At 61.5% G+C, this 12,380-nt stretch carries 6 protein-coding genes; 2 read left to right on the top strand and 4 right to left on the bottom strand.

Translation table 11 applies throughout. The features are described from left to right. Window positions 1-118: 118 nt before the first annotated feature. Both ACILSE_RS06080 and ACILSE_RS06075 read left to right on the top strand, forming a co-directional pair. Complete coding sequence (locus tag ACILSE_RS06080) at window positions 119-4,606, top strand: PVC-type heme-binding CxxCH protein (RefSeq protein ID WP_395716475.1); 4,488 nt, start codon at window positions 119-121, stop codon at window positions 4,604-4,606. Between the two features lie 121 nt (window positions 4,607-4,727). Then, window positions 4,728-8,891 (top strand): PVC-type heme-binding CxxCH protein, encoded by a 4,164-nt coding sequence (locus ACILSE_RS06075; protein WP_395716474.1) that lies wholly within the window; start codon window positions 4,728-4,730, stop codon window positions 8,889-8,891. 13 nt (window positions 8,892-8,904) lie between these two features. Here the strand turns inward: ACILSE_RS06075 and ACILSE_RS06070 are convergent, their stop codons facing one another. From ACILSE_RS06070 to ACILSE_RS06055, 4 genes are read right to left on the bottom strand one after another with little or no spacing between them, the layout of a single operon-like run. After that, window positions 8,905-9,738, bottom strand: coding sequence for a helix-turn-helix domain-containing protein (locus tag ACILSE_RS06070; RefSeq protein WP_395716473.1), 834 nt, complete (start codon window positions 9,736-9,738; stop codon window positions 8,905-8,907). Between the two features lie 48 nt (window positions 9,739-9,786). Next, window positions 9,787-10,791, bottom strand: coding sequence for an ADP-ribosylglycohydrolase family protein (locus ACILSE_RS06065; RefSeq protein ID WP_395716472.1), 1,005 nt, complete (start codon window positions 10,789-10,791; stop codon window positions 9,787-9,789). Then, window positions 10,788-11,711 (bottom strand): NAD(P)/FAD-dependent oxidoreductase, encoded by a 924-nt coding sequence (locus tag ACILSE_RS06060; protein WP_395716471.1) that lies wholly within the window; start codon window positions 11,709-11,711, stop codon window positions 10,788-10,790. Before ACILSE_RS06060 ends, ACILSE_RS06065 begins: the two co-directional genes overlap by 4 nt. Continuing rightward, complete coding sequence (locus ACILSE_RS06055) at window positions 11,708-12,091, bottom strand: hypothetical protein (protein WP_395716470.1); 384 nt, start codon at window positions 12,089-12,091, stop codon at window positions 11,708-11,710. The genes ACILSE_RS06060 and ACILSE_RS06055 overlap by 4 nt, the downstream gene beginning before the upstream one ends. Window positions 12,092-12,380: the final 289 nt, after the last annotated feature.

Below are 12,380 nucleotides of genomic sequence, written 5' to 3'. Positions count from 1 at the left end.
GTCTTTGGACATTTTTGTGTCCGCTTTCAGCGGTTCGTGCGAGATGAAGACTCTAAATCTTCTCTTTTTGTCGTAAAATCTGGCGGCAAACTGGCGACTTAGAAGTCCTCTCAACCGCATGAAACACACTCTCCTCACTCTGCTCTCGCTCGCCACCTTCGCGACGGCTGCGCCCCTGGTCTATGAAGGCACCGAAGGGCCTGGCAAAGGCAAGCACATCGTCTTCATGGCGGATGACCATGAGTATCGCTCGGAGGAGTCGCTTCCGGGGCTGGCGCGGCTTTTGGCAAAACATCAGGGCTTCAAATGCACCGTGCTGTTTGGCATTGATCCGGCATCGGGTGAGATCGTCGCGGGTGATGCGTCGAACATGCCAGGCATCGAGGCGCTGGACACCGCGGATCTCGCGGTGGTGTTCCTGCGCTTCCAAAACTTCCCCGCTGAGCAGATGAAGCACTTCGATGAGTATCTGAAGCGCGGCGGCCCCGTCGTCGGCCTGCGCACAGCCACGCACGGCTTCAAGATTCCGAAGGACGCACCCTACGCGAAGTATTCCTTCGACTACAAAGGCAGCGACTACGAACTCGGCTTCGGCCATCAGGTGCTCGGGCAGACGTGGGTGGGCCACTACGGCACGAATCACAAGCAGAGCACGCACATCGCTCTCGTGCCGGACAAGGCCTCGCATCCCATCTTGCGCGGTGTGAAGGACGTTTGGGTGCAGGCAGGCGGCTACGTCGGCAAACCGACCTCCGGCGAGATTCTGACCATGGCGCAGCCGCTGAACGGCATGACGCCCGATTCCCCCGCCGACACCACCAAGCCACCGATGCCGAGCGAGTGGACCCGCAGCTACAAATCCGCTGCTGGCAAAGAAGGCCGCGTTTTCACCTCTCTTTACGGCACCTCCGAAGACATCACGAACGACGGCTACCGCCGCCTGCTCGTGAACGGCATCTTCTGGGCCCTCGGTCTCGAAGAGCAGATCAAAGCCGACCTCAACATCGCCTTCGTCGGCCCCTTCAAGCCGAATACCTTCGGCGGTGGCGCCTACGCCCGCGGCATCAAACCGGAGATGTATGCCGGCTTTGAAAGCCCGATCCCCGCGAACGACAACGTCAAGAAGCCTGAGAAGAAGAAAGAGGCCAAAAAAGAAGCGAAGCAAACCGCTGCGGCTCCTGCGGCCGCGACCGTCGATGCCAAACCGAGCGTCGCCACGGGCAAACCGGCCCGTTTTGTCCGCATCGAGATTCCTGGCGAGCGTCAGTGCATTCAGATCGCCGAGATCGAAATCCTGAGCGGTGGCAAGAACATCGCGAAGGGTGGGAAGGCCACGCAATCGACGACGGGGCACGGTGGTGATGCGAGTCGGGCGATGGATGGCGACAAGAGCCCGAACTACGGCAAGGGCATGACGCACACGATTGAGAACAAGCCGAATCCTTGGTGGGAGCTGGATCTGGGCTCGGCGCAGCAAGTGGATTCGATCGGCCTGTGGGCGCGTCAGGGCTTCCCGGAGCGTTTGGGTGGCTTCACGCTGAGTTTGCTCGATGAGGCACGCAAACCGGTGTTTGAGGTCAAAAACGTCGCGGGCATGGAAGCGATGACGATTGATGTGAAAGGCGGCGGCAAGCTCGCTTACCTCACGTTTGATGGGAAACCGGGGAAACCCGCGGTCAAAGGCAGTGGTGGCGGCCGTTCTGCACCAGCGGCCTCAAAAGAACCTGCGCTCGTTGACGTGCCTGCGGACTACAAAGACACGCTGCCCTTCGCTTTCAGCAAGGGCGACACCGTGGCGATCCTCGGCAACGGCCTGCCTGACCGCATGCAGCACGATGGTTGGATGGAGACTGTGCTGCAAAGCGCCCTGCCAGAGCAGAACGTGCGCTTCCGCAACATGAGCGCCAGCGGTGACCGCCCGAACTCCTTTCCGCGCAGCGGCGGGCACATGCACATGACGGATTACCTGCGCCATGTGAAGCCGGATGTCGTGTTCGCCTTCTTCGGCTACAACGAGTCCTTCGAGAACAAGCCGGACGACTTCAAAAAGCAGCTCGTCGATTTCGTGAAGTATGTGCGCGGCACGAAGCCCAATGGCAAAACTTTCCCGCGCATCGTGCTCTTCAGCCCCATCGCGCATGAGGACACGAAAAACCCGAACGTGCCGAACGGCGCGGAGCACAATCCGCAACTCGAAGCCTACACGAAGGCCACTGAAGCCGCCGCGAAGGAAGCGGGCGTGGGCTTTGTCGATCTCTTCCATCCCTCGCTCGATCTTTTCAAAGCCGCGAAGGAGCCGCTCACGATCAACGGCGTGCATCTCAGCGCTGAAGGCAATCGCCAGCTCGCGGAAGTCATCGCGAAGGCCTTGCTCGGCAAGGAAGTCACCGCCTCCGCCTCGCTCGAAGAACTGCGTGAGGCCGTGATGGAGAAGGACGTGCATTGGAACGCCCGCTACCGTGCCCGTGATGGCAATGACGTGTGGGGTGGCCGCTCGACGCTCTCCTTCACCGATGGCCAAACCAACGCCGTGGTGCTCCAGCACGAGCTGACGATGCTCGATGTCATGACCGGCAATCGCGATGCCAAAGTGTGGGCGCGATCCAAAGGCGGCGATCTCAAAGTCGATGACAGCAACGTGCCGCCGCCTGTGCCGGTAATTTCCAATGTCGGTGGCAAATCAAAGTCCTCCAGCGCCATGAAGGAAGGCCGCACGGAATACATCAGCGGCCAGGAAGCCATCAAGCACATGGCCTTTGATCCGCGCTTTGAAGTGAGCCTGTTTGCCGATGAAGCGCAGTTCCCGCAGCTCGTGAATCCCGTGCAGATGCAGGTGGATACCAAAGGCCGCCTCTGGGCCGCCGTGTGGCACACCTACCCGATGTGGGAGCCGCTCAAAGAGATGAAGGACGCCCTCGTCATCTGCCACGACGACAACAAGGACGGCAAAGCGGATCGCCTCACCGAGTTCGCCCGAGTGCAGAACCCGCTCGGCTTTGAGTTCTGGAATGGCGGCGTCATCGTCACCTGCGCCCCGGACATCATCTTCCTCAAAGACACCGATGGCGACGACGTGGCCGACGTGCGCACCATCATGCTGCAAGGCGTCGATTTCGCCGACACGCATCACGGCGCGAACAACCTCATCATGGGCCCCGATGGCGGCATCTACTGGCAGAGCGGTGTCTTCATGGTGCACAATCACGAGCATCCGTGGGGCCCCTCGCTGCAGACCGGCACCAGCGCCATGTATCGCTTCGATCCGCGCCGCTTCACTATCGCGAAACACGCCGACAACTCGCCGAACCCGCACGGCATCGCCTTCGACACCTGGGGCTATCATTACGCCACCGACGGCACCGGCGGTCGCGCGTATCAAGTGCGCCCCGAAGGCAACGGCTTCAAAATGTATGAGCTGCTCAAGAAGGAAGTGCGCCCTGTCACCGCGAGTGAAGTCGTCAGCAGCACCCACTTCCCCGAAGACATGCAAGGCGACTTCCTCATCTGCAACGTCATCGGCTTCCTCGGCATCAAGCACTACGACCTTGCTCGCGATGGCGACAAAGCCAGCGTTTGGGGCGAGCCTGCCGGTGCCGAACTCACCGTCAAAGTCACGCAGGCCGACGGCAGCGTCACCGAGGACAAATCCCGCGGCCTGCTCATGAGCGGCGACAAAAACTTCCGCCCCAGCGATGCCGTCTTCGGCGAAGACGGCTCCCTTTACATCGCCGACTGGCACAACGTCATCATCGGCCACATGCAGCACAACGTCCGCGATCCGAACCGCGACCACAAACACGGCCGCATCTACCGCATGACCGCCAAAGGCCGCGAGTTGCAGAAGCCCGTCGCCATCGACGGCCAGCCCATCCCCGCCTTGCTCGAAAACCTCAAGCACCCCACCGACAGCGTGCGCCATCGCACCCGCGTCGAACTCAGCGAGCGCCCCACCGCCGAAGTCATCGCCGCCACGAAGGAATGGATGAAGCAATTCGACGCCACGAAGAAAGAAGACGCCCATCACCTTCTCGAAGCCCTCTGGCTCCACCAGCAGCACAACGTCCGCGACACCGCCCTGCTCGCCAAACTGCAAACCAGCCCCGAACTCCACGCCCGCAACGCCGCCAACGTCGTGCAGCAACTTTGGTTCAACGTCGAAGCCAGCACCAAAGGCGGCGTCATCGCCGGAGAAGCCGAGGAGAAGGCCCAAAAATCCGGCATCCTCAGCGACACGCTTGAATTGACCACCATCCGCATCGCCACCATCCGCGAGCGCCTCATGTATGACGTCAAAGAGCTCAACGTGAAGGCCGGCAAGAAGATCAAGCTCACCTTCGCCAATACCGACGTCATGCCCCACAACCTCCTCGTGACCAAGCCCGGCAAAGCCGACGCCGTCATGAACGCCGCCATCGTCATGGGAGCCGCTGGCTTCGAAAAAGGCTTCATCCCCGCCAGCGACGACGTGCTGCACCACACCAAGCTCCTCGACATGAGCAAAGAAGAGACGTTGGAGTTCACTTTGCCCGCTCCAGGCGACTACCCATTTGTTTGCAGCTTCCCCGGCCACGGCATCATCATGCGCGGCGTACTGCACGCGAAGTGACAACTGTTTGAGTTCTACAAACCATCGTGGGCGGCCCGCAAAATGAAGGGTCGCCCACTTTTTTTGTCCGGTTTTGGCTTTTAATGCGGTATATCCGCTCCCCGCTGTTTTTCCCCAACCCATGAAGTTCATCGCCCTCTCTCTCGCCCTGCTTGCCTCGGTCGCGTCCGCGCAGGAATACCTCGAAATCGCCGCGAATCCCGGTTTGCCGGGTGGTGGGAAGAAAGTCGTGCTCGTCGCAGGGGATGAAGAATACCGCACGGAGGAGTCGATGCCGATGCTGGCGAAGATTTTGGCGAAGAAGCATGGCTTCAACTGCATCGTGCTTTTCTCCACGGATGAAAAAGCGGGCTACATCGACCCGAACAACCAGAAGAACATCCGCGGCACCGAGACGCTGAACGACGCCGACCTGCTCATCATCGGCACGCGCTTCCGTCAGCTCCCGGACGAGCATTTGGCGCATTTCGCGAAGTTCCTGAATGCGGGCAAGCCGGTGATCGGTTTTCGCACGGCCACGCATGCCTTCACCGGCAGTGCGACGACCGGCGACTTCAAATGGAGCCAGTTCGGCCTCAAAATCCTCGGTGAGCAGTGGGTGTCGCATCATGGGGCGCACAAGAAGGAAGGCACACGCAGTCAGTTTGAGACCGCGAACCTCAAAAACCCCGTCCTTCGCGGCGTGGAGGAGATCTTTGGCACCTCGGATGTCTATGGCGTGAAGAATCTCGATTTGAGCAAGGCCACCATCCTCCTGCGCGGCGCGGTGACTTCCAGCCTGCATGATCGCTCGCTGCCCATCGACGGCCCGAAGAACAACCCGATGCAGGCGCTCGCATGGCTTTTCAATTACACCGCGCCGGATGGCAAGACGCAGGGCAAGTCCTTCTGCACCACGATGGGTGCGGCGGTCGATTTCATCGACGAGGACCTGCGCCGCCTCATCGTGAATGCCGCGTATCACCTCACCGGCATCGAAGTGCCTGCGAAGGCCGATGTGGCCTTTGTCGATCCGTTCAACCCGACGATGTATGGCTTCATCAAAGACGCGGGCTACTTCAAGCAGCGCAATTTGAAGCCCGGTGACTTCGCCACGGGCAAGAGCCCCTCGATGGGCCTTCCCGGTGACAAAAAGCCTGATGCCGCAGCCGCCGATCATCCGCCGCATGCGCCGAATGCCGAGCCGCCTGCCGCCACGAAGGCGCGTGCGCAAAACGTCGCTCCACCGAGCAAAGGCGAGCGCATCGTGCTCATCGGCAATGGACTCGCCGAGCGTGACACGTGGTACAGCCGCATCGAGACGGAGCTGCAGCTTCGTTATCCGGGCCGCGAGCTCTTCTTCCGCAACATGGGCCATGTGGGTGACACGCCGGGCTTTCGTCCGCATCCCGCACGCGTCTCGCAGTGGGCCTTCCCCGGCGCGGAGAAGTTTCATCCCGACAAGACCGTGCACAATGGCAAGGGCTTCTACCCGACGCCCGACCAGTGGCTCACGCATCTGAAGGCGGACACCATCGTGGCCTTCTTCGGCTACAATGAGAGCTTCGACGGCCCGAACAAGGTGGGCAACTTCGAGGCGGAACTCGATGCGTGGGTCGTTCACACGCTGAGCAAGGCCTACAACGGCAAGGAAGCGCCGCGTGTGGTGCTCGTCAGCCCCATCGCGTATGAAGACCAGAGCGCAAAACGCGATCTGCCGAAGGGTGATACTGAAAACGCGAACCTGCTGCTCTATGCCGCCGCCATCGAGAAAGTGGCGAAGAAGCACTCACTCACCTACATCGACGTGTTTTCGCCTTCGAAGGCGGTTTATGCCGAAGGCGGCGAAGCCTTCACCACGGGTGGTTTTGTGCCGACGGACAAGGGTTATGAGAAGATGGCCGAATGGCTCGCCACCGGCCTCTACGGCCACGCCAGCCGCGAATCGAAGGCCGATCCGAAGCTCGTGCACGAGGCGGTGATGCAGAAGGACTGGTTCTGGAACAACGACTACAACATCCTCAACGGCGTGCACACGCACGGCCAGCGCTACAACCCCTACGGCCCGCAGAATTACCCCGATGAAGTGAAAAAGACCCGCGAGATGGCCGCGCTGCGTGATGACCTCATCCGCAATGTCGCCGCCGGCAAGACGACCGATTTGAAGGTCGATGACAGCAAGACGCACAAGCTGCCCGAGGTGCCCACGAACTACCAGCCGAGCGTGAAGAACGGCAGCACGAAGTATCTGTATGGCGAGGAAGCCGTGAAGAGCCTCACCGTGCCGGAAGGTTACAAAGTGGAGATGTTCGCCAGCGAAAAGGAGTTCCCGAATCTCGCGAACCCCATGCAGCTCAGCTTTGACAACAAAGGCCGCCTGTGGGTCGCCACGATGCCGACTTATCCGCACTATCGCCCCGGTGATGCGCTGCCGGATGACAAACTGCTCATCTATGAAGACACCAATGGCGACGGCAAAGCAGACAAGGAAACCGTCTTCGCCGACAAGCTGCACCTGCCCATCGGCTTCGAGTTCGCACCCGAGGGCGTGTATGTGACGCAGGAGCCGAATCTCGTGCTCATCCGCGACACGAACGGCGACGACAAGGCCGACAGCATGGAGATCGTGCTCGGTGGCTTTGACACGCACGACACACACCACGCCATCAGCGCCTTCACGGCTGATCCCAGTGGCGCGTTCATGCTTTGCGAAGGCGTGTTCCTTCACTCGAATGTCGAAACTCCCTACGGCCCCGTGCGCTGCGTCGATGGCGGCTTCTTCCGCTACAGCCCGCAGCGCGGCCAGCTCGAGCGCACCATCCAGATGGGCATTCCGAATCCCTGGGGCTATGTCTTTGACCAATGGGGCCAGGATTTCCTCCTCCACACCTCCGGCACCACGATGAACTACGCGCTGCCCGTGCAGGTGAAGCCCGCCTTTGGCAGCAAGACGCCCTCCACGCCCGACCTTGTCCCGAAAGGCCACAACGTGCGTCCTACCAGCGGCCTCGAAATCGTCAGCAGCCGCCATTTCCCTGACAACGTGCAGGGCGACCTCATCTACTGCAACGCCATCGGCTTCCTCGGCATCAAGCAGGTGAAAATCGAGGACAACGAAGCTGGCACCGGTTGGAAAACCACGCACCAGCCCGACCTCCTCCAGAGCAGCGATGGCAACTTCCGCCCCGTCGATCTCGAATTCGCACCCGATGGCAGTCTCTACGTCATCGACTGGCACAACGTGCTCATCGGCCACATGCAGCACAACGCCCGCGATCCCCTCCGCGACCACGTCCACGGCCGCATCTATCGCATCACCTATCCGAGCCGCCCGCTCGTTAAGGCCGCGCCCGTCGCCGGAGCACCGGTGGAGGCTCTTTTGGAGAATTTGAAGGCTCCCGAACTCCGCCAGCGCTACCGCACACGTCGTGAACTGCGTGGCCTCGGTGCGGAGAAAGTGCTGCCCGCCGTCAAAGCCTGGGCTGCCAAGCAGACCGACACGCATGCGAAGCTCGAAGCCCTCTGGACCACCTGGGGCCTCAATGCCGCCGATGAAGGCCTGCTGCGTGAAATGCTTGCCGCGAAGGACTTCCACGCCCGCGCCGCCGCCGTCCGCGTGCTGCGTTACAACACGCACCGCATCGCCGATCACGTCGCCTTGCTCGAAAAGGCCGCGCAGGACGAAAACGGCCGCGTGCGCCTCGAAGCCATCATCGCCGCCTCCTGGCTGCCCAACATCCCCGCCGCGAAGAACATCGTCGCTTTGGCCGCGAAGCTCCCGCTCGATGAATGGACCCAAAACGCCGCCAAAACCGCCGCCGACCGCCTCGCTGGCATCGTCGAGGTCGCCAAGCCCGAGTACAAGGTCGTCCCGCCGCCTGCGCATCTGAGCGCGGTCGCCAAAGGCCAGTTCACCGCCGGACAGGAGGTCTATTTTCGCGAAGGCCACTGCGTCACCTGCCATCAGCCCAACGGGGCCGGACTCGATCCCGCCTTCCCCAGCATCGTGAAGAGCCCCTGGGTCACCGACGACAAGGAGCGCCTCATCAAGATCGTCATGTATGGTCTCATGGGCCCCATCAAAGTCGGCGGCAAAGAATACAACGGCCAGGTCGCCATGACCCCGTTCGCCGGCATGCTCAAGGATGAGGAAATCGCCAACGTCCTCACCTTCGTCCGCAACAACTTCGGCAACAAAGCCGACCCCGTCACCCCCGCCGAAGTCAAAGCCATCCGCGACGCCAACAAAGGCCGCATGATGCTCTTCACGACGGATGAGATCCTCAAGGCGCATCCGATGAAGTGAGCATGCGCCACCTTCATCCCCAACTCTCCTGCCGATAGGCGGCAGGAGAAGTATTCCGATACTGGCGCATCATGCGGCTGAAGTAGTGGCGGTTCACCAGCCCGCAGGTCTCGGCGATGGCTTCGATGCTGTCGTCGGTGTGGCGGAGGAGGCGGCAAGCTTCGTCGAGGCGGTAGTCGAGCAGAATGCGCATGGGCGGCTGATTCACCTCCTCTTTGAAGAGATGGTTCAAATTGCGCACGCTGAGGCCGGCGTGACGGGCGATTTGATCGGCGGTGAGCTTCAGGCCGAGATGCTGGTTCATGAACTCCATCGCACGCAGCACTCGCGCATCGAGTCGCTGCTGCTCCCACACGCTGGCGGGCAGTTTCTTCACGAACTCGCTCACGAGCTGGATGCTCACCCATGGAAAGCGCACGCTCTGCGGTTTCGCACCGAGTTTGATGAGCTCGTTGAGCATCGACTTGTGCGCCGAAGTCGCGGGAAAGGCATAGATGCCCGGCGCGGCACGATCCGCTGCGGGACCGAGATTGAAATGGCAGTACCATTTGCTGAAGGGCCGCCGCGTCGTCGTGCTGAAGGTGGTGCGTGGCGGAATCAGATACACCGTGCCCGGTTTCAGCACAGTCGAGCCCCCGTCGATCTCCACCACGCCGCCCTCCTGCATCGGCCAGTAGAGCCGCCAGTAGGGATCGTTCAGCCGACGCAGCTCCCAGTGCTCCAGCTCGATTTTGCGCGTGGTGAGGATGTCCACCGTCACACCCGGCAGCGCCACGCTGCGGTGACCCTGCACGCGATGTGCCGACCCAGCGGGCACGACACTGAGGATGGAAGGCTTGTCTGGCATGCGGTTTTGCGGAATCGGATACAAGCCTGTCCGGGATGCCTTGGAGCATCAAGCGATCTTTGGCGGAGATTCCACCGCGCTGCGCTCATTGACGCGCAAACCTTCTCGCAGTGCCTGTGGCAGCCGTTCAAAGCCGCACGCGGTTCCCACGAGTGCTCCGATGACCGCACCGCGATGGCAGTTGTCACCGCCGACCATGGTGTTGGCCACCACGGCGGCCTCGAACTCGTCGGCATACTTCCATGCGAGGTAAAGCGCGGCGGGAAACGATTCGCGGATGTAACACGCGGGGCTCACATGGCGGCCGATGACCACCAAATCGGGCTCTTTGGACCAAAGCGCCGCTTTTCGCTCCGAGAACCAGCGGCCGCCATGATGCAGAATCGTTTCGCGCAGCGGCTCGCCGAGCAACAGAGCCAGCAGCATGCGCGTGAGGGTTTTCGCCGCGTCGAGCATGTCGGCATCGCCATGGGAAAAGCCGACATGCTCCAGCACAGCCTCCGGTGCTTCCTTCCCCAGACGAGCACACAGCAGTCCCACGCCCGCGAGACCGCCGATGTGCACATCCGCGCCGCCGCAGCGCTGCGGCTTCCAGCCACGCGCCAGATGGGTGAAGAAATGCCGATGATACTCCTCCGCGTAGGTGTCGCGATGCCGCCCCGGCGTGAGCATGAAGTCGATGTAGCGCTGCAAGTAGTCATCGAGATCGTAGCCACCCTTGGCAGTCAGCGATTCATCGAGCACACGCACGAGTTGGAGGTTAAGCGTGTTCTCACCCGGCCGTAGAAACGGATGATAGTGCATGCCCGGCTGGCCCCAGTATTGCGCCTGCTCTCGCAGGATGTCGCCGCGTTCGTTGAGCGGCGTGTAGCTGGATCGCCACAGGATGCTATCGGGGTGCGGATGCTTCGGCGCCAGGTAGCTGCGGATCACGCCGTAGTCGCGACGCAGCGCGGCGCGGTCGTAATACCAATGCGCCGGCATCGCCAGCGCATCGCCAATGTAGGCACCGGTGACCATCCCGGCGCAGCGATCTTCGAGAACGTTGTTCATGATTCAAATGAGGTAGTTTCGGCAAACTCATGTCCTGCGAGCCACGCATCCTCCACGCGTGAACGACGTAGCGCATCGCCCACAAAGTGCAGACGTGGGGGCAAAGCAGGCACCGTGATCGGCGCATCGACACGAGCGAGCCGCCATCGATGCCCGAAAGCACCCGCAAAGGCATCTGCCGGGATCTCCCAGCGCTCTTCGACCATCGAGCGAACCAGCGCAGGATACTCCGCAGGCGGTTTTTCGAGATGCTCGCGGCTGAAGGCCTCACCGAGATGCGCCACCAGCACCGTGAAGCCCGGAGCGATGCGTCCCGGCTTGTGATTCTCGCACGCCGTCCAAGCCAGCGCGGTGCCGGGTGCGCTGAAGGCATAGGTTTCACGCGTGCGGCCGATCCACTCGCCATGATAGGCCAGCACCACCGCGAGACATGGGATGTAATCGAAACTCTGCTCCACACCGAAAAGCCGCGCCGTCTGTGGCCACGGCGCGGTGCTCACCACCTGATCTAAATCAGCCAGCAGGCTCCGCGCATCCTCGATCTGGCACTCGGTGCGGATCTCCAACCCCTTCGCCAACTCGCGGGCGAGGCGACTGTTGCCTTCGCGATGAATCCACCGGCCTGAATCTGGCAACTCGCGGCCGTTTTCATCCCGCACTGGCATTTCCAGTCTCCACAAAGCCTCGCCACAAGCCGCGACGGCCGCTTCGCGAAAGCGGTCATCGCGCATCGTGAAATACTGCGCCCCTTGATCGATGACATGCCCTTCCCAGCGCTTCGACGCACAACGCCCGCCAAAGCCCCGCGACTTCTCCAGCAACGTCACCGCCGCGCCACGTCGCGAAAGTCCTCGCGCTGCCGCGATGCCCGCGAGCCCGGCGCCGATGATGGCGATGCGTTTTCCAGAGAGATCGTTCATAGACAGAAAAGCAGACAGATTCCGCGCAGCGTCCAGGCGGCGGTGCGGAGCCAGTTGGAGCGCACCAGATGTTGGTGTGTCGAGGCATCGAAACCATTCGAAAGCCGCTGATGCAGCGGCACCTGGACCAGCGCCGTCGAGAGCCACACGACGGCCAAAAGCGCGAGACTGATCAAAAAGCTCGTGTCACGCCTTCCCGTCCACAACAGCCAGGCACCACTGCCCAACTCCGCCAGCATCATTGGCCCCACGACCCATCCGATGCACGTCGTGTAAGCCGCATGCCATGCCTTGAAGGCATCCACGCCCACCCGGTCAAACAGTGGATACACCGCCACCTGCACCGTCCACACCAGACCGGCGAGGGCACAGGTGATCATGAAGTGGAGGGTAAAAGCATCAAACACGCACGGCACTACGCCTTGTGAAGAGAATGGGATGTGGATTTATGGTTGCGGAATCCGACACAACTCCCGCCGAAGCAGGCATGGAAGCCAAGGCGCTTGTGGGTATGCGTTCGGCCTTCATTCATCCCCACCCCGCACGACCATGGCCGACATCACCACCAGCGCAGCAGACAAGAAGGAAAAGGAATACTTCACCGACATCCCGCAGGCCGCCCCCGGCTTCTTCCTCAAAGGCAGCCACCAGTATGACTGGGGCCTCAAG

Origin of the sequence: Prosthecobacter sp. (assembly GCF_044236155.1) — a bacterium.
Lineage (GTDB): Bacteria > Verrucomicrobiota > Verrucomicrobiia > Verrucomicrobiales > Verrucomicrobiaceae > Prosthecobacter.
The sequence above is the reverse complement of the archived record's forward strand: the minus strand, read 5'-3'. Positions and strand labels throughout refer to the sequence as shown.